We start from the raw sequence: 18,067 nt of genomic DNA, 5'->3' as shown, positions 1-18,067 counted from the left end.
GATGAACAACCGGCCGGCACCGCGAGGCGCCATCAAGCCGCGTTCGACTCGCCGCTCCACGCGGCCTTGCGCAGGCCCGCAATGCTCAACGCTTCCGGCGGCACGGGGGCGCCATCGCAGCTGCCCTGATGGAACACGAGCACACGGTCGGCAATCTCGAGAAGCTCTTCCTCTTCACTCGACACGACGACGACACAGCGCCCCTCGGCGGCCATGCGGCGGATAATCGCGTAGATGTCGGCCTTCGCGCCAATGTCGACGCCCTTCGTCGGCTCGTCGAGCAAAACGAGCCTGGCGTCTTGACCGATGACGCGCGCGAGCAAGACCTTCTGCTGGTTGCCGCCGGACAGCGATTTAATAGGACCGCGGAGGTTGCCTCGTGTGTTCATCTCCACCAGAATCCGGTTGGCACTTTTCGCTGCGGCGCCATGGTCCACGAGCGCGCGCTTTCTGAACCGCTGCAGGATCGGCAACGTTGCGTTTGAGAAGCTCGACATCAGCGGCACGATGCCGTCCTTCTTGCGCTCCTCCGTCAGATAGCCCACGCCCTCGTCGATTGCGTGCGCGGGGCTGCGCGCGCGATAGGGCTTCCCCGCTACCCGGACCTCTCCGCTCGCGACGTCCTCCAGGCCAAACAGGGTCCGGCAAAAGCGCGTACGTCCGGCGCCAGCCAGTCCGTAGATGCCGACAATCTCACCCGGCCATGCCTGAAGCGAAACATCGCGCAGGCGCGACGTCGACAGATTGCGGACCTCAAGATACGGCGCAGCGGTTTTATCGACGAGCGTTCTCGACGCGCGCTCGCCTTCCTCCAGGGACGGAGCCGCGTCGCCGACAATGGCGTCGATGATGTCCTGCTTCGCGATCTGGCTTTTGGCGTGATAGATCACCTTCCCGCCACACATCACCGTTGCCTCGTCGCAAACGCCGAGCACCTCATCGAGCTTGTGCGAAACCAGAACGACGCCGATTTTCTTCTCACGCGCGATACGCCGAACCGATTGCAGAAGCGCCTCTGCCTGCGCGCCCTCAAGTGCGGTGGTCGGCTCATCCAGAAAGAGGAATCGTGCGTCCCTGTCCAGATTCGCAACGACTTCCAGCATCTGCTTGTCCGGATGCGACAAGTCTCTGACGAGACTGAGCGGGTCTACCTTGAGCTTGTACTCGTGCAGCACCTGCCGGGTGTGCTCTTTCATCGCCGCTTCGTCGAGCAATCCCCCCTTTCTGAGTTCGCGGCCCAGAAAAAGGTTCTGCCACACTGTCATGCCGGGAATGAGCCGCAGCTCCTGATAGACGCAGGCGATGCCCTGTTGTAACGCATCGCGCGGTGAAGACAGGGAGATGGACTCGTCGCCAATGAGCAATTCGCCAGCGTCCTGCTGGTTGACGCCCGCGAGGATTTTGAGCAGCGTGGACTTGCCCGCTCCGTTGTGGCCAAACAGCCCGTGGATTTCTCCGGGCACGACCTCGAAGTCAACACCACGCAGCACGGGTACGCCGGCAAAGGAGACCTTGATGTCGAGGGCACGATAGCATCGGTTACTGTTGCTCATTGCTCGATTCCCAATCCCAACACGAAAATGAGGCGGCGCATAACGCCACTGTATCCAGTGGCTTCACGCGCATCAGTAGGCCTGGCCAACGACCTGACCAGCGTTGTCCTTGTTGACGAGCAGCGGAGGGCTGTTCACCATGGCCGTCGTCTGCTTGCCCGCAAGCTGATCGTTCACGCTGTCGACAAGCAGTGAGGCAAGTCGCACGGGTTCCTGAATGGCTCCCGCGCGCAGAGTATCGCCCGACTGAATCTGCTTCACGCCCTCCTTGTCGACGAACGCATAGAGCTTCACTTTGTCTTTCAAGCCAAGCTGGTTGATGGCAGCCAACGCGCCCAACGCGGAGGGTTCAGTATCGGAATACACCACCGTCATGTTGGGATTGCCCTGCAGCATTTCCGTCGTGACTTTCAGCGACGTGGTTTCCTCCACCTTGCCGTTGACGAGCGCGACGACCTTCATGTTCGGGTTGGCGGCAATGGCCTGCTTGAAACCATCGTCACGTGCATTCGCCGCAATGGAGGTCGGTTCGCCAACGATGCCGATTACCGCGTTGGCCTTCTCACCCAGATCCTTCAGCAGCTGCTGGCCAATGAACACGCCGCCCGCCTTCTGGTCGGTCTGCACGCCCTGCACGATATGCGCGCCCTGCTGCTTCATCCCATCGGCGTCCGGCAGGATGTTGATGGCGAACGCGGGAATGTTGGCCTTGTTCAGCTCCGAGATGACCGAGACGCACGGCCCCGAACTCACGCAGTTCACCGCGACGGCGTCCACCCTCTTCTGGATGAAGCTTTGCACTTCCGAGAGTTCTCGCGCATCGTCGTTATCCGCGATCGAGACCTCCACACTCATTCCCTTCGCGGCGCCGCTGTCCTCGAAGCTTTTCTTCATGGCAACGTAGTATGGGTTCGTGAGATTCGGAAGCACCACCCCGAGGGTTTTCTTGCCCCCGCTGGACGCGCTGGCGTCGGGGTGGCGATTGCAACCGGAGATACCCAGCGCGAGCGCGGAGCAAATGAGACCGAGAGCGACGACTTGATGGTTTCGCATGCTATTCACCTGGTTAGGACGTGCTTTTCAACGAGTCAGTGGGCTGAGCAAACGTGCACTCTTTGCGCGACTTGAGCCAGGGAAAGCTGATTCGCTTGTTCGAACGCATCGTATCGAGCGTTACGCCAATCAAAATGATCAAACCGATGACCAGCGGTTGCCAGTAGGCGCTGACGTTCAGCACGTTCATCAGATTCGAGATTGCGGCGATGAGCATCGCGCCAATCATCGCGCCCACAATGCTGCCGCTGCCGCCGAAAAGGCTGACGCCGCCAACCACCGCGCCTGCAATCGAGAAGAACAACTCGTCACCACGGCCGGCGGTGGGATACCCAGTCATCAAGCGCGAGCCGTAGATGAGGCCACCTGCCGCCGCACACAGACCGGACACCGAATAGACGAACAACGTGACGCGCGGAACGCTGATGCCCGACAGCCGCGCAGCATCCGCGTTGCCGCCCACTGCGTAGATGTGCGTGCCCGTAACCGTGCGCTTCAGGAGCACCGCGGCCAGGACGATCGCAACAAGCAACGCAAGCACCGGGAACGGCACGCCGAATGGCCGCGATTGACCAATCAGGCTGTAACCAATCTGCGTAACGCGGATGGACTCAGCGCCGGTAATGATTTGCGGGATGGACGCCGCAACGCCCATCGTCGCGAAGGTCACGATAAAGGGCGGCACACCCGTGCGCTCGATAATCCAGCCGTTCACCATCCCCGCAAGCGCCCCAATAACGAGAACAAGCGGGACGGCAACTTGCCACGGCAACCCCAGGCTCTGCATGAGCAGTGCGCCGACAACACAGGTCATTGCCACGATGGAACCGCAGGAAAGGTCGATGCCGCCGGTCAAAAGCACGAACGACTGCCCGAGGCACAGGAAGCCAATTACGGCTCCATTGAGCAAGAGCACCATCATGTTCGACACGGTGAGAAAGTTCGGCGTGGCAATGAAGCCGCCGAGCATGACCACGAAGAACACCGCGGCGATTCCCGCTTCGGGCGGCAGCCGAAACTGGCGCTTGGTTGTCCCAGGTGATTCAAGACTGCTCATGTTTGTCTCCTGATATGGCGAAGCATCTAAAGCGTGTGCGTCGACGTGCTGCCGCGAAATCGCCGGGTGCGTCTGCGCGCGCTCTGGCTCCGCTGCTTTGCCGTAGGTCACTGACGCCGGGAGGCCGCTCAAGTGATGTTCTACGTCAACCACATCCTAATCGATAAAAGTTAGAGTTTCAACTAAATGTTAGAGATATATACAAATTGATTGGCGTGCGAATCAGGGGGAAACCTGGACGTTGCACGCCGGCATTGGCCTGAAGCACGCCACACAGGGGAAATGATCAAAGGGCCTGATCAATCGGGGTAACGGGGCCAGGTGTCAATTCGCGCGGTTCTAGTGGTGGAACTCGAACCACTGGCACTTTGAACCCGCCCGTAGCCGTTACAATTGAAGTAGAATGTTCGAGATTGAACATATCTCGAACCAGGCTGCGACCGACCGATCCGTCGATGTCGCTCTGCACGGAACATCATCTTTCTATGGCTAGCAAAGAGCAGCGGTCCGACCAGATCCTCGATATGGTCGATACCAGGCACTTCATGAGCATTGGCGACCTGGCGAAGGCACTGGACGTGTCCGAGATGACCATTCGCCGTGATGTGCGCGACCTGGCGGACATCGGCAAGGTTCGTACGGTGTATGGCGGCGTGGCGTCGCTCGAGAACGCGGGCACGGTCGCGAACTACAACGCGCAGACCGAGCGCAGCCAGCATGCCGACGAGAAGCGGCGGATTGCCCTGGCGGCCAGCAAGCTGCTCACTCCGGGCGATGTGGTCATTCTCGATTCGGGCACCACGGTCCAGCAACTCGCCGAGTGCCTGCCTGCCGAAGGCGCCTACACATTCATCTGTTACAGCCTGAACACCATCAACGTGCTGGCCAAGCGGGAAGAGACAACGGTAATTTCACTCGGCGGTGTGCTTTCGACCAAGTCCTTCACGTTCTCTGGACCCGACGCAGTCCAGGCGATGCAACGGTATCGCGCCAACAAGGCCTTTATCGGCGCGACGGGATACGAGCTCAAGCATGGCCTCACGTGCAGCTATGTCGAAGACTGCTCGTGGAAGCAGGCCGCAATGCAATGCAGCGTCGAGCGCATCCTGCTGGTGGATTCGTCCAAGTTCGGAAAGGTGTCCACCTGCAGCTTCGCCGACGTGGACGACTTCGACAAGGTGATAACCGATTCCCATGTCCCGGACCGGTACCGGCTCGACCTCGAGACGAAAGGTCTCAAGGTACTCATCGCCGATTGACCGGCGGCCGTTTCCCGAACGTTCGCGGGCGCAGCAGCCAGCAAGCCCGCGAACTTCGCGCCCGCCTGCGGGCAGCACCCTGCCGCGTCAGCTCTCCTCCTCCAGCCAGCAGGTGCCTTCACGGGCAAGCAGCGCGCTCGCCGCGGCGGGCCCCCATGTGCCGGCCGCATAGGGCTTCGGCGCCGTGGGAGACCGGTTCCAGTCTTCCAGTATCGGGGCGACCCACTTCCATGCCGCTTCCTGCTCATCGCGTCGCACGAAGAGCGCAAGCCGTCCCGCAATGACATCGAGCAGCAACCGCTGATACGCCTCCATCCTGTCGCGCAGAAAGAATCGGTCGAACGCGAGGTCGAGATAGACGCCTCGCAGATCCATACCCATACCCGGCACCTTCCCGAGCACGTTGAGCCGGACCGACTCGTTCGGTTGCAGCCGGATGGTGAGCCGGTTCGATCCGGCTCGCAATGGCATGGCGCCGAGCGCCGAATGCGGCACCGGCCGGAAGTTGACGACAATTTCCGCTACCCGACCGGCCAGGCGCTTGCCCGTTCGCAGGAAGAAAGGTACGCCGGACCATCGCCAGTTTTCGATTTCGACTTTCAGCGCGACGAACGTTTCCGTGACGCTGTCGTGCGACACGCCCGGCTCCTCGGCGTAGCCAGGAACGGGCGCGCCGCCGCCGACACCCGCGCGATATTGTCCGCGCACGACGTTCTGCCGGATGTCCTCTTCGCGCAGCGGCTTCAACGCCCGTAGCACGCGCAGCTTCTCGTCCCGCACCGCATCTGCATCCATGGAATGCGGCGGCTCCATCGCGACGATCGAGAGCAGCTGCAACAGGTGGTTCTGCACCATGTCGCGCAAGGCGCCCGTCTTGTCGTAGAAGTCGCCGCGGCGCTCCACGCCCAGTTCCTCTGCCACGGTTATCTGGATGCTCTCGACCCACTCCCTGCGCCAAAGCGGCTCAAACAACACATTGCCGAAGCGCAGCGCAAACATGTTCTGGACCGCCTCTTTGCCGAGATAGTGGTCGATCCGGTAAATCTGGTCCTCGGTGAAGATTGCGCCGACCGCGTCATTGATCGCTTGCGACGACGCCAGGTCATGACCAAGCGGTTTCTCGAGCACCACGCGCGCATGCTCGGTCAGCCCTGCCGCGGCGAGACCCTCGCATATCGGCACGAAGAGCGAGGGCCCTGTCGCGAGATAGAAGATGCGTTGGGACCGGAGCATCCCGGGTACATCCCGAAGCACGGCGAAATCATCGGCACGACTGGCGTCAAGCGCCACGTAGGTGATGCGCCCGAGAAAGCTAAGCCACGCGTCGTCGTCAACGCCTGATGCAACCATGGCGACCAGCGGCTTCACGTGTTCGTTGACCCACTGGATATAGCCATCCTGATCAAGCGCAGTCTGAGCAACGGGAATGATGCGCCCGCCCTCGCCCAATGTGCCATCGCGATGCGCGGCATAGAGCGCCGGCAAAATCTTGCGCATGGCGAGGTCTCCCGTGCCGCCAATGAGCACGAAGGAGAATGCGTTCGCAGTGGGTGACCTGGAGAACGTTGCCATAGGTGTTCTTCTAAGACAGAGAGGGTTGGCGATTAAATGGAAACGCGCGCGGTGCAGCGCCTCGACGGGTAGGCCGAGGTCGAGATGGCTTTAGCCGGACGGTCGAGATTCAATCGAGTGCTGTTGGCCTGGAGCCAAACAATTCGAAGCGCTCCACGGCAGACGCGGCGGCTTATGAACCGGCGTTCATGGACGCCGTCGCCGTCACTGCACGCCGAAGTTCGGCAAGCTCTGCGAGGCCCGCTGCGGGCGATTCTCTGGAGATGCACATGCTGCCCGCCACGAACATGTCGACCGATGGAGCGAGCTTGCGAATGGTGTCCTTCGACACGCGGCCATCGATTTCAATGGCCGTTTCAAGTCCCCGCTGTCGAATCATCTCGCGCAGGGCGAGAATCTTTCGCTCGGCATAGGGCACCTGCGACTCACCTGGAACGCCGGCATAGCCCGGGTTGGTGAGCATCAGCAGCACGGTATCGCAGCGCTCGAGAACATAGTCGAGCGCATTGAGTGGCGTCGACGGTTTCAGTGCTACACCGGCACGCACGCCCGCCGACCGGATGTGATTGAGCATCCTGTCGACATGCGGCTCCGATTCAATCTGAAACGTGAGCTGCTGCACGCCGATGTCAAGAAGCGCGTCGATGAAGTAGTCGTGCCGCGTTGCCATGACATGCGCATCGAACGCGAGGTCGGTCTTTCGCCGCAGCTGCGCGATGGTCTCGATGCCCAACGGCATGCTCGGACTGAAATGTCCATCGAGGACGTCGAGATGCACGACGTCCAGTCCAGCCGCAGCGATGCCCTGCACCTCACGTTCGAGATTGCAAAGGTCGAATGTGATGAGCGAAGGCGCAATGAGACAGGATTTTTGCCAGGCGATTTCCACGGTCAGCTCGCCTCGAAGTCTTCGTTCGCGATGGTGTCCGTGAACGCGGCGAAGAGTTCCTTGTATCGCGCTGCCACTTCCGGGCGCGGCTTCGCTGCGCGCGTTTCGTCCAGTTCGACGTACTTCTCGCAGACGTCGTATAGCGTGACGTCCGCACCCTTTGCACGCTGATGCACGGTCAGGGCGAGCAGCGCGGCGGCATACGCACCGCCCTCGTCGCACTTCACGCGAATGACGTCGACATCGAAAACGTCCGCGAGTATCTGGCGCCAGGCCGCACTGTTCGCACCGCCGCCGGTCAGGCGGAACTGCTGCGCGCGCTCGAAGCTCTGGGAAAGAAGCTCATAGCCCCATTTCAAACCGAACGCGACCGCTTCGGCGCCGGCGCGCATCAGATTCGCGCGGGTCATGTTGTCTGCCGACAGCCCTTTGATGACGCCACGCGCGCGGGGCAGCGCCGGAATGCGTTCGCCGCTGAAGTACGGGAACATGCGCACCCCGCCTGCGCCCGGATTCGCCGACGCGATGAGCGTCTCGACCTCCGCGATCTCCACTTCGAAGAGCTGTTGCAGCAGCGTGGTCGTCGACGTCGCGTTCATCGTCGCGATTGTGGGCAACCAGCCGCCGTCAAGACCGCAGAACACGTAGATGCTGGGGTCGACCGAGTCGGTCAGGCGGTCCGCATGGAGGTTGAGCACGCCCGATGTGCCGAGACCGAGCGTCGCGCGTCCCGCGGCGACGTTGCCTGTGCCCAGCGCACCCATGACGTTGTCGCCGGAACCGCATGCAACGAGCGTCCCGGGCGAGAATCCGAATTCCGCCGCCACCTCGGGGCGCACGGTGCCGAGCGCGTCGAGTGGCGAAACGATGCGCGGCAGAGCCCGTTCGAGCCTGCCAGTCGGGTCGATCAGGCCGGCCATGTGCTTCGACCACGTACGGGAGGCCACGTCGAAATAACCGGTACCGGACGCCTCACCGGCGTCCGTTGCATATTCGCCGGTCAGCCAGAAGTTGACGTAGTCGTGAGGCAGAAGAACATGTTCCACCTGCTCCCAGGTCTGAGGCTCGTGTTCTCTGACCCACGCCACCTTGGACGCCGTGAAGCCGACAGGAATCGTGGTTCCAATCAGACTGCGAATGCGGCGCTCGCCACCTGCCGCGTTGAATAGCGTCTCATTCGCCTCGGTGGTCTCCGTGTCGTTCCACAGCTTCACGTTGCGTACCACGGCGCCCTTGCCGTCCAGCATGACAAGCCCGTGCTGCTGGCCGGATACTGCAATTGCCGAAACGTCGGCGGGACTGCGCGAGGTCTGTGCGAACAGTTGCTTGAGCGCCTGACGCAGGGCCGTAATCCACCACTCCGCCTTTTGCTCCCGGCGGCCATTGGCTTCGGAAATAATCGGGTGGCTGGCATGACCGCGGGCCACAAGGGCGCCGCTCTCAGGGTCCAACAAAACGACTTTCGTTCCTTGCGTTCCGCAGTCGATGCCGAGATACATTCGAGACCTCAATTTCCTGAAAGTGAATTGCGTTATTGCACGTCGATGAGAACCTTGATGACGTCCGGCTGCGCGGACGCCGCGAGATCGAACGCCTCGATGCTGTCCTTGAACGCGTAGCGGCGCGAAATCAACGGCTTGACGTTGATCTGGCCGGACGCGATCAGGGCAATCGAACGCTCATAGTCATTTGCGTAACGGAAAATGCCGACCGTTTCGATCTCCTTGACCTGCATGGCGACGATATCCATCGGGACGAGGTCCTGCGGCATGCCGACGAACACGAGCTTGCCGGCCGGACGCAGGCAGTGCGGCGCCGCCGCGATGGCTTTCGCGTTGCCGCTGCAGTCGACGAACAGGTCTGCGCCGTTCGTAAAGTGCTCGAGGACGAATTCCTTCAGGTCCGTCTTCGCCACGTTGCACGTGATGAGCCGCTCACCGTAGTTTTCGGACAGGAAGTCGAGCTTCTCCTGCTTCACGTCGGTGATGATGACGCGGCTGGCTCCGGAAGCCAGCAGCGCGAGCGCCATCAGCGAGCCAATGGTGCCGGCTCCGGCAACGACCGCCGTGTCGCCCGGCGCGATGCCGACCTTGCGGGCCACGTGGGTACCCGAGGTCAGCGGCTCGGCCAGCACCGCCTCTTCGAGACTGACGTTGTCCGGCAGCTTGAACGTGAGGCTCGCCGGGTGAACGACCGACTCGCGCAGCACACCGTGAATCGGCGGCGTTGCCCAGAACCGGATGCCCGGGTCGAGGTGGTAGTTGCCCTGCATGGCTTCGGGCGAGTTCGGGTCGAAGATGCCCGGCTCCATGGCCACACGGTCGCCGACTTTCAGGTTCTTCACCGCGCTGCCGACTTCGGCGATGACGCCGCTCGCTTCGTGCCCGAGGACCATCGGCTCATTCACGATGAAGTCACCAATGCGGCCGTGCTTGTAGTAATGGACGTCACTGCCGCAAACGCCGACCTTGGCAATCTTGATGCGCACGTCGTTGGGGCCGAGCGACTCTTCGATTGCGATGTCGCGAATCTGAAGATTGTCTTTTTCCTCGAGGACCAAGGCTTTCATGTCATTTCCTTTCAGTTAGTCGGTGCGGTTGGCCGCTACGAAACCGTTACTTGATGTCGCCCAGCTTCTTGTGGAGTGCGATGCATTCGTCCACGTTCGCCTTCGTGTAGAGAACGGTCCCTTCGACCTGATGCAGATCCGTCTGCTTGTGGGTCAAAATATCGTGTGCCATTGCCATGGACTTCTGGGCCAGTTCGTCCGCGCTTTGAAGGGCGGTCGACGTCATCTTGCCTTGCTTGATGAGCAAACAGGCTTCACCGGTTCCGTCGGTGCCATACACCAGCGGGAACGGCTGCATGCCAGAACCCTTGAGCGCTTCGACCGCGCCGGCTGCCATGTTGTCGTTCATCGAAATCACGGCATCGATCTTGGGGTTCGCCTGAATCCAGTCCTCCATCAACTGCATGGCCTCATCCTTGTTCCAGTTCGCCGTTTGCTCCGCGACGATTTTCACGTCCGGACGCCTGGCGAAGAATTCCTTCTGCCACGCGTCACGACGGCCCAGCGAGTGCGGGTTGCCCGGGGGCCCGAGCAGAACCACGACCTTGGCGTTCTTCGGCACTTCCTTCAAGGCGAGCTGTGCGTTGACTTGCCCGAGCAGATACGGACTGGAGTCGACGGAAGGAATCGCGTCGTCGGAGAACTTCGGATTCGTCGCGACGAACTTGACGCCCTTCGCCATCGCGTTCTTGACCGGGCCGTGCTGCACTGCGGGGTCGTACGGCTGGATGATGACCAGGTCGTACTTGTTCGTGACGGCGTTCTCGATGTTCGACTGCATGACCGAGTTTTGGCTCTGGCCGTCGAACACCGTCAACTGGATGTCCGGGTACTGCTTCGCTTCCTTGACCATGGCGTTCGCGAGCCACGCTGCGAACGAGTCGCTCTGCGCACGGGCGAGGTAAGCGACACGATACTTCGCGTTCTCCGCGACCGCCGCACCGCTTGCGGCGAACACACCCAGCGCCACCGCGCACACCATCAGCTTCTTCAACTTCATTTTGTGTCTCCTTCAGATTAGACGTTATGCACTCTTCATGTGAGTAGGGAAAACCGACACCTGCGGAAAACCTTGCACTTCTGACTGCACTGCCGACTCAGCTAGCGGGTCGCCACCGTCGGCTTTTCGGTCGAGCCACGCTTCGCGGCCTTCTTTTTCTTTCCGTGCTTCGAGGAAATGTCATAAGCGACCGCGAGAACGATGATGCCGCCCTTGATAATCTGCTGGAGGTACGACTGGACGCCGAGCAGATTCATGATGTTTCCGAGGAAGCCCATGATGAATGCACCCGCAAGCGTTCCAATCGCCGTTCCGATGCCGCCGGAGAAGCTGGTGCCGCCGATGATCGCGGCCGTCATCGCGTCGAACTCGAAGCCGATGCCGGCATTCGGCAGGCCTGCGTTGACACGCGACATGTAGAGCACACCGGCCAGTCCCACGAGTGCGCCGTTCAGCAGGAAGGCGGCCATCTTGATGCGGGAAATCCGGATGCCGGAGGCACGGGCGGCTTCCTGGTTGCCGCCGATGGCGTAGATGTACCGACCAAGACGCGTATGGTTCAGGACATACCAGGTCAGCAGGGCAATCACCACGAGGAAAATGACTGGCGACGGAACACCGAGGACAGAGCCCTGGCCCCAGCCAGTGAACGTGTCCAGCTCATAGATGTTCTGACCGCTCGTCATCATCAGCGCGGCACCGCGCGCGGCTGTCTGCATTGCCAGCGTTGCGATGAACGCCGGCGTATTGAAGCGGGTGACAATCCAGCCGTTCACCAGGCCGCACGCCGAGCCAATCGCGATGCCCACGATCATCGACGGCACGAACATGCCGGTCGCCTTGAAGAACATCACGGAGAGCAAGCCGGAGAGCGCAAGCACGGAGCCCGCCGAAAGGTCAATGAGGCCGCAGATGATGAGCAGCGTTTGACCGAATGCCAGAATCGTCGTAATTGAAATCTGGCGAGAGATATTCAGAAAGTTGGTGGTGGAGAGAAACACTGGGCTAATGATCGAACTCACCACAATCATCGCAACCAGAATCAGATAAATGCTGTACCGGCCGTTTGTAAACAGCGTCCAGCGAGCGGGTACGCTACGCGTTGCAGTATTCAATTTTCGTCTCCACCAAGGGTTGCCAGTCGCATGATTCCTTCCTGGCTGAATTCAGGCTCTTTCAGTTCTCCACTGATTCGTCCGTTTGCCATCACATAGATGCGGTCGCAGATGGCAATCAACTCGGAGAGCTCCGACGAGATGACCACTACGGCGCGCCCTTCCTGCGCAAGCTCGAAGATGATTTTGTAGATCTCGAACTTCGCACCGACATCGATGCCGCGCGTCGGTTCATCGAGAATCAGGATTTCCGGGTCGCAGAGCATCCACTTCGCGAGCATCACCTTTTGCTGGTTGCCGCCGCTAAGCAGGCCAATCTGCGTGTTGAAATTCGGCGCCTTGACCTTCATGCGGCTGCTCACGCCATCGATCAGACGCTTCTCGGTCTTCGCATCCCGGTAACCGCGCTTGAAGAACTTGTTGAGCGAAACGAGACCCGTGTTCTCGGTGATGCTGCGCATGGGAACGATGCCGTAGCGCTTGCGGTCTTCGGACAGCATGGCGATCCTGAGCCGGATCGCGTCCTGTACATGGCGGATACGAACCGGCTGACCGTGCACGTTGATTTCACCTTGCGTGTACGGGTCAAGGCCGAAGACGGTGCGCACGACTTCCGTGCGACCCGCACCCATCAGGCCAGCCAGCCCAATGATTTCGCCTTTGCGCACATTGAAGCTGACATCCGAAAAGCGCTCGTCGTCGCCAAGGCCCTTGACTTCGAGCGCAGTGGCGCCCAACTTTCGCTGCGGCTTCTCTGGATAGACGTTGTCGAGCTTGCGACCGACCATCATCTGAATGATGGTGTCGACGTCAATCTCGCTCGCGGGCCGTGTGCCGACATGGGTGCCGTCGCGGATAACGGAAATATCGTCTGCAATGCGAAAGAGTTCGTCGAAGCGGTGCGAAATGTAGACAATGCCTGCGCCTTTTTCCCGAAGCTCATTGATCTTCTTGAAGAGAACATCGACCTCTTTCGACGTGATTGCCGAGGTGGGCTCGTCGAAGATGATGATGTTCGCTTCGCGCGATACCGCCTTCATGATTTCGAGCATCTGAAGGTCAGAAACACTCAGCTCCTTGAGCTTCGTGTCGGGGCGGTAATGCAGGCCTTCCCGCTCGAGCAGCGCCTTCGCGTCCGCATAAACCTTCTTCCAGTCAATCGAGCCGATGCGGGTTCTGGGTTCGTCGCCGAGAAAGAGCGACTGCGCAACGGTGATTTCCGGAATGTAGTTGAGCTCCTGCGTGACCATCGAGATCTTGAGTCGACGCGCCGTCAACGGGCTGTCGATCGTGACCTTCTCCCCGCCGACGTAAATCTCGCCGGCGTCGGGCTGATAGATGCCGCTGACGATCTTCATGAGCGTGGATTTGCCCGCTCCGTTTTCGCCGCAAATCACGTGGACCGAACCCTTGCGGACAGAAAAGCCCATGTCCTTGAGCGCAATGACGCCCGGGAACCGCTTCTCGATTCCACGCAATTCCAGGATTGGTGTGTCTCCCATCTTCATCGCCTTATATCTGTGTACAAGGAATGGCACTCAGGCCTGCCGTTCGGCCTGGCGCTCCGGAGCGCAGGGCTACATGTCGCGCTCCAGCATCGCCGCTTTGCTTAACCATGAACACACTCTACATGCGTGAAGTTCAACAATCAACATTAATGTTCTAGTCTCACCAGCATCGATTTGGGGACCGAACTGCCATCGCCAGCCTCTAAATTCGATAAACTCGCTTATTTTCCGGGACTTGAAGCTGATTTCGCACACCCTTTAGCGGCCTTTCCGACCCAGGGAATGCACCAGGTAAAATGGTGTAGCTTCACCATCATGGATTCTTGGTGTTATAGTTAGCCCAACAGACGGGACTTTCTCGCCGACCGGAATGCCGCCGCAGAGGAAGACCGCTCCGGGCGCCGGACTCCACTAACCTGACGAGAACGAAGTGCGACCATGACCGACTTGAAGCAACTGGAGGTACCGAGCCTGGCGGGCGAGATACTCGGTGAAATCCACGCCTCCCTCCGCGACGTTAATTCCGCGGACCTTGACTCGCTTGTCGCCGAAATCGAGCGCGCTCCGCGCGTGTTCTGCCTGGGGGCCGGCAGGTCGGGCATCCTGTTGCAGGCGTTCTGCATGCGGCTGAACCACCTCGGCTTCGAGGCGTATATGGCGGGCGGCCTGCCCTGTCCTCCGGTGGCCGCCAGGGACCTGATCATCGTTGCCTCGGGGTCAGGCGAAACTCGCAGCGTTTCGGCCGTACTGGAACAGGGCCGACGAGCCGGAGCGCGAGTCGCGCTCTTCACGGCGCGCCGCACTGGCGCTCGCTCGATGACGGCAGACGTAACCGTGAGAATTCCTGCTCCCGCCGATCTCGTGAACGGCGAACAAGGCCAAAGCGTTCAACCCATGCGCACGCTGTTCGAACAGGTGTTCTTCCTGCTCTGCGAAGCAGTCGTATGCCTGCTGAAAATCAAGAAGGGAATCGGCGAAGACGAGATGGCGCAGAGACATGCCAATCTCGAATGAGTGCCCCCGCGGCATCGTTGAAAGTCATGCCAGGCGCGCGGGCTTTGTCGCAAGATGCGATCAGCCGGTCTCGAAGACGGCTGCACTCAGATACCGTCAAAGCTCTCGACGAGAATCCGCTCTCGCTCGAACTTGAACGCATTCGATCCCATCGAGCAACGCGAGGATCTGCGCACGCCGGGCGCGCCCGCGAGCCACGGCTCGACCGCTGAGAGAATCTCCAGCCGATGCGTGTTGCGCCCCACACTTGCGCAAACGCGCCACGCCTCACTGCGCAGCCCGCTTACTCGTGGTCCTCGCTGACTCCATGAGCAGCGAGATTTGCCCGGTTCTATTTTTTGATTTGGGCAGTCGATCACGCCAAGCGACTGAATTAAGGGGAGCGGCGTTTCAGGTCTCATTCGCAGAATACGAACGCTCTGAAACGCCCGCCCCTTGCACTACAACTAGTGACCGCACCTATCAATCGGCGCTTAGACAATCTCGTGCAGCTTTTTAATACTGGGAGCAAAAAAATAAGCGCCCCCCTCAAGATTCACAAAGCTCTCCAGCTCAAGTTGTGGTTTATCGGCCGCCTTATGTGACTTTGGCGCGGCACCCGCAAAGAACCGGTGCGTTTGATGAGACTGTCCGATGATTGGGTCGATACCGCTATTGACTTGTGAGAATTGGACGGTGTTCGCCCATGACTGCTGAACGAACTCGAACTGGTTCTCAATCGACGTGATGTAGCACTTGAAAAGCAACCCGCGCGACATGGCGCCACCTGCCGATTGCTCATTGAGCGCCTCCTGCTCAGTCACCTCAGGGCCGAAAGCAATGCCGCGTCTAAGCATGCGGTGAGACTGCGTACACGCTTCCGCCGCGTCGATTTCCTTCTTGTCCTTGGCGTTTGGATCGCCTGGAACGTCGTCGCGCGGGTACGCCTTCCGGACATGCGCGGCAAACGGGCACTTGAAGCCGTGCCGGTCGCCGTCGAACTCAAAATCATTGACGTTGGGCGTTCCCTCAGCAATGGTGGGATTGTCACCGAGTGGCGCATTGATGATGGCAGCGCCGCTTTTCCATCTCCCAACCATCTGCGCGCCGAGTAAATCCGGATCCATCGGATTGGCGGTGCTAGTGATGCTCTGGGCGGCGAGCTTGACGGAGCGATTAAATTCAGGAACTTTCTGCGCGAGACGCCGGAACACGAGATACGCACCGTTCTCCATGAACGGCGAGGGCGCCTTCTTGACGTCTCCTTTGACTTCCAGTGAAGGGGCATTCGGATTCTGGCCTGGATAACCAAAGACGAACTCGCCTGGCCATAACAAATCCTGGCCTTTCTGACCTTCCGAGGGCTTCGCACCACTGGCGGTTGGCGTGAGTGCAGCATTGGCCGAGGTTCTCCCCTTCACACCCGGTTGCGACACGCCATCCGCATAGCCGAAATGCTCGTGACCGGCAACAGGCGCAGGGCGCACCTGTCCTTCCTCGGTGTGCAAAAGCATCCAGCCGTTTTCGCCCGGCGGAGCAAGACGCAGGGAAATGATATCCGCGATTTCAGCACGGCTTGCGCCGGTCACGACGAACACCCCGTGGAGATTCGCGTCCGGGCGCAGGATGCTCCACGACGATGTGGGCGGATCGGTCATCTTGTCTCCGCGCTGGCCCATGCCTTCGATGAAGGCCTGTGCCGCCACCGAGTCGATATCGCGAACGCCAAGCACAGTCAATCCGGAGAATGTGAACGCAATATTGAGGCCCGGCGTGGGCAGCAGTTTTCGACGCGTGCCGTTCTTGCTCTTTTTAATCATCTCTTCCTGTGCGAGCGTTTCGTCAACGCTCGTCAGATGCAGCGAATGGAGGAAAGTTTTGAAACGCTTCACATCCGATATCTTGAAGAACAGAAGATGTTCGTTTTGCTTAATAAGCCCAGCCAGAATATCGCCTTGAATTTCGTCTGTCGGTAACGCTGGTTCAGCGTTCAGATCGCGTGCCATATCCCTCTCCTTGAAGTTTCTGAAAAGAATGACGAAGACTGACGTGGAGAAGAGATCGCTCCGCCGCCCCAACCTGAACCTCAACGTGAGAGACGAGAGATGCGCGCTCGATCAGCAATAGCGCTTGTGCTGTACGGTCCGCCCCGGTCGACACAACACGCAAGACTGTCTGCATGTTGCGCGCACCCGAGACAGTTATGGCAGTCTGGAGCCCTCTCCGCCAGTGGCCTGGTCTTGATTTTTGAATTGTCTTCGACGAGAAGATTAGAGAAGCGTAAGGCTCCATTCACAGAAAATCTGTTCGCTGTGTGCGGAACCGCACAATTCATTCGTTGTTAAATAACTTTTCTTTCAAAGAATTTAATTGTTTATTCACTTATATTCAACGACCGAATAGTCGATCGAAATGCCATTCTTTTGTGCGTGAGCGCACATTTCCATTTACAAGAAGCTTTCCTCAACTTTAACTCCACCTAACCTCGTAATGAACAGGTCATCCAGTGAGATGAAATAAAGCCATCCCAACGATGAATCGATGAATAAATAATTCAGCAAAAGTATTGCGCCCAGTTTCGAAGGACGCGTTTCCATTCATTACGCCAGGAAGTCCCTGTCATGCACGGGCTTTCGGCACGTCGTTCATGCAGCAGTCTTCGGGAGATCACGTGAAAACGCCACTTGTCGATATCAATATCCCGTCCATCTACAAGAATAAGCAAGGCGCGCCCGTGCCCTTGCCGAACAGGCTCGCGCACGCGACGCCGGACATGGCAGCCGCGCTCGCCGCGCTGTCGCGCGACCTGGCCGCACGCGGTGGGCGGCTCGTGCTTTCCGACCTGTTCCGAAGCTACGAAATGCAGTTGCAGTCGCATCTCGACTACGTGAACAAGAAGAAAACCGCGTTTAGTCCGCCGCCCGGAGGCAGCTTCCACGAGGCCGGACGCGCAATGGATCTCTCCCTCGACGACCTGAAGATGGAACTGGACCAATTCTGGCTACTGGCGAAGACGCACGGCGTCAACCCTATCATCAAGGCGCCGAATTCGCGCGCGAGCGAAGCGTGGCATTTCGAGTGCCGGGGCAGCCATCAGCGCGTGATCGACTATTACGAGGCGAAGAATGGCGACAACTTCGATTATCCCTACGCCGCCGGAGCCGCCTCCGCGATCCTCGCGCTTGGCGTTCGTGTCGACAGATTCGGCTCGGCGCAAAAAGAAGCCCAACTTCAGGCGGCGCTCATCCGATGCGGCGAGGTGATCGGCAATCTGGACGGTGCGATAGGCGCGAAGACACGCGCCGCGCTCACGCGCCTCGGAATCAACGACGCCGGCCTCGACGACACGCTCGCGCACGTCGAGGATCTGGCTCAAAAGAAGTACGAGTCCGAGTATGTCCTTGCCGCGGACGCGATGTCCGTCGTCGCGGCCGATTTCGCACTTCACGTTCCCGATCACGTCGACATGCACGGCTGACGAAAGCACTCCGGACCCATC

The 18,067-nt window shown here is 59.8% G+C and carries 14 protein-coding genes; 3 read left to right on the top strand and 11 right to left on the bottom strand.

The genetic code is table 11. The features are described from left to right. Positions 1 to 32: 32 nt before the first annotated feature. From U5A58_RS04915 to U5A58_RS04905, 3 genes are all read right to left on the bottom strand, one after another. Complete coding sequence (locus U5A58_RS04915) at positions 33 to 1,553, bottom strand: sugar ABC transporter ATP-binding protein (RefSeq protein WP_321960518.1); 1,521 nt, start codon at positions 1,551 to 1,553, stop codon at positions 33 to 35. Between the two features lie 72 nt (positions 1,554 to 1,625). Further along, positions 1,626 to 2,606, bottom strand: coding sequence for a substrate-binding domain-containing protein (locus U5A58_RS04910; protein ID WP_321960517.1), 981 nt, complete (start codon positions 2,604 to 2,606; stop codon positions 1,626 to 1,628). Positions 2,607 to 2,619: 13 nt separating this feature from the next. Then, positions 2,620 to 3,663 carry an ABC transporter permease gene (locus U5A58_RS04905; protein ID WP_321960516.1) on the bottom strand — a complete coding sequence of 348 codons (1,044 nt, stop codon included), beginning with the start codon at positions 3,661 to 3,663 and terminating at the stop codon, positions 2,620 to 2,622. A 455-nt stretch (positions 3,664 to 4,118) separates the two neighbouring features. On the opposite strand from U5A58_RS04905, the gene U5A58_RS04900 reads away from it, so the two are divergent. Next, entirely contained in the window at positions 4,119 to 4,922 is an 804-nt protein-coding gene (locus U5A58_RS04900) for a DeoR/GlpR family DNA-binding transcription regulator (RefSeq protein ID WP_321917146.1), read from the top strand. A gap of 87 nt (positions 4,923 to 5,009) precedes the next feature. Here the strand turns inward: U5A58_RS04900 and zwf are convergent, their stop codons facing one another. The 7 genes from zwf to U5A58_RS04865 all read right to left on the bottom strand — a co-directional run bounded on the left by zwf (position 5,010) and on the right by U5A58_RS04865 (position 13,569). Beyond that, a complete protein-coding gene (gene zwf / locus U5A58_RS04895) occupies positions 5,010 to 6,494 on the bottom strand; it encodes a glucose-6-phosphate dehydrogenase (protein ID WP_321960515.1) in 1,485 nt (494 codons plus the stop codon). Between the two features lie 172 nt (positions 6,495 to 6,666). Continuing rightward, complete coding sequence (locus tag U5A58_RS04890; RefSeq protein WP_321960514.1) at positions 6,667 to 7,383, bottom strand: ribulose-phosphate 3-epimerase; 717 nt, start codon at positions 7,381 to 7,383, stop codon at positions 6,667 to 6,669. 2 nt (positions 7,384 to 7,385) lie between these two features. Next, positions 7,386 to 8,882, bottom strand: coding sequence for a xylulokinase (xylB, locus tag U5A58_RS04885; protein WP_321945378.1), 1,497 nt, complete (start codon positions 8,880 to 8,882; stop codon positions 7,386 to 7,388). 32 nt (positions 8,883 to 8,914) lie between these two features. Continuing rightward, the gene (locus U5A58_RS04880) at positions 8,915 to 9,952 is read right to left on the bottom strand and encodes an NAD(P)-dependent alcohol dehydrogenase (protein WP_321945379.1); all 1,038 of its coding nucleotides are present in this window, start codon (positions 9,950 to 9,952) and stop codon (positions 8,915 to 8,917) included. Positions 9,953 to 9,998: 46 nt separating this feature from the next. Further along, on the bottom strand, positions 9,999 to 10,952 hold the full coding sequence (locus U5A58_RS04875) for a sugar ABC transporter substrate-binding protein (protein WP_321917152.1): 954 nt from the start codon (positions 10,950 to 10,952) through the stop codon (positions 9,999 to 10,001). 101 nt (positions 10,953 to 11,053) lie between these two features. After that, positions 11,054 to 12,067, bottom strand: coding sequence for an ABC transporter permease (locus U5A58_RS04870; RefSeq protein ID WP_321960513.1), 1,014 nt, complete (start codon positions 12,065 to 12,067; stop codon positions 11,054 to 11,056). Further along, positions 12,064 to 13,569, bottom strand: a complete 1,506-nt coding sequence (locus U5A58_RS04865; protein WP_321960512.1) for a sugar ABC transporter ATP-binding protein — start codon at positions 13,567 to 13,569, stop codon at positions 12,064 to 12,066. Before U5A58_RS04865 ends, U5A58_RS04870 begins: the two co-directional genes overlap by 4 nt. Positions 13,570 to 14,013: 444 nt before the next feature. Here U5A58_RS04865 and hxlB point away from each other — a divergent pair, with 444 nt between their 5' ends. Further along, positions 14,014 to 14,589 (top strand): 6-phospho-3-hexuloisomerase, encoded by a 576-nt coding sequence (gene hxlB / locus U5A58_RS04860; protein WP_321960511.1) that lies wholly within the window; start codon positions 14,014 to 14,016, stop codon positions 14,587 to 14,589. A 473-nt stretch (positions 14,590 to 15,062) separates the two neighbouring features. Here hxlB and U5A58_RS04855 read toward each other — a convergent pair whose 3' ends face one another. Continuing rightward, entirely contained in the window at positions 15,063 to 16,574 is a 1,512-nt protein-coding gene (locus U5A58_RS04855) for a Dyp-type peroxidase (RefSeq protein ID WP_321960510.1), read from the bottom strand. A 665-nt stretch (positions 16,575 to 17,239) separates the two neighbouring features. Here U5A58_RS04855 and U5A58_RS04850 point away from each other — a divergent pair. Beyond that, positions 17,240 to 18,046, top strand: coding sequence for a M15 family metallopeptidase (locus U5A58_RS04850; RefSeq protein WP_321960509.1), 807 nt, complete (start codon positions 17,240 to 17,242; stop codon positions 18,044 to 18,046). Positions 18,047 to 18,067 lie beyond the last annotated feature (21 nt).

The sequence above is a fragment of the Paraburkholderia sp. J7 genome (assembly GCF_905220155.1).
GTDB lineage: Bacteria > Pseudomonadota > Gammaproteobacteria > Burkholderiales > Burkholderiaceae > Paraburkholderia.
This window is presented reverse-complemented; position numbering and strand designations above follow the sequence as displayed.

Coding starts and splice junctions, on each gene's coding strand:
- U5A58_RS04915 (WP_321960518.1), bottom strand. CDS start 1,553: ATGAGCAACAGTAACCGATGCTATCGTGCCCTCGACATCAAGGTCTCC.
- U5A58_RS04875 (WP_321917152.1), bottom strand. CDS start 10,952: ATGAAGTTGAAGAAGCTGATGGTGTGCGCGGTGGCGCTGGGTGTGTTC.
- U5A58_RS04880 (WP_321945379.1), bottom strand. CDS start 9,952: ATGAAAGCCTTGGTCCTCGAGGAAAAAGACAATCTTCAGATTCGCGAC.
- U5A58_RS04900 (WP_321917146.1), top strand. CDS start 4,119: ATGTCGCTCTGCACGGAACATCATCTTTCTATGGCTAGCAAAGAGCAG.
- U5A58_RS04855 (WP_321960510.1), bottom strand. CDS start 16,574: ATGGCACGCGATCTGAACGCTGAACCAGCGTTACCGACAGACGAAATT.
- zwf (WP_321960515.1), bottom strand. CDS start 6,494: ATGGCAACGTTCTCCAGGTCACCCACTGCGAACGCATTCTCCTTCGTG.
- U5A58_RS04905 (WP_321960516.1), bottom strand. CDS start 3,663: ATGAGCAGTCTTGAATCACCTGGGACAACCAAGCGCCAGTTTCGGCTG.
- U5A58_RS04910 (WP_321960517.1), bottom strand. CDS start 2,606: ATGCGAAACCATCAAGTCGTCGCTCTCGGTCTCATTTGCTCCGCGCTC.
- xylB (WP_321945378.1), bottom strand. CDS start 8,882: ATGTATCTCGGCATCGACTGCGGAACGCAAGGAACGAAAGTCGTTTTG.
- U5A58_RS04865 (WP_321960512.1), bottom strand. CDS start 13,569: ATGGGAGACACACCAATCCTGGAATTGCGTGGAATCGAGAAGCGGTTC.
- hxlB (WP_321960511.1), top strand. CDS start 14,014: ATGACCGACTTGAAGCAACTGGAGGTACCGAGCCTGGCGGGCGAGATA.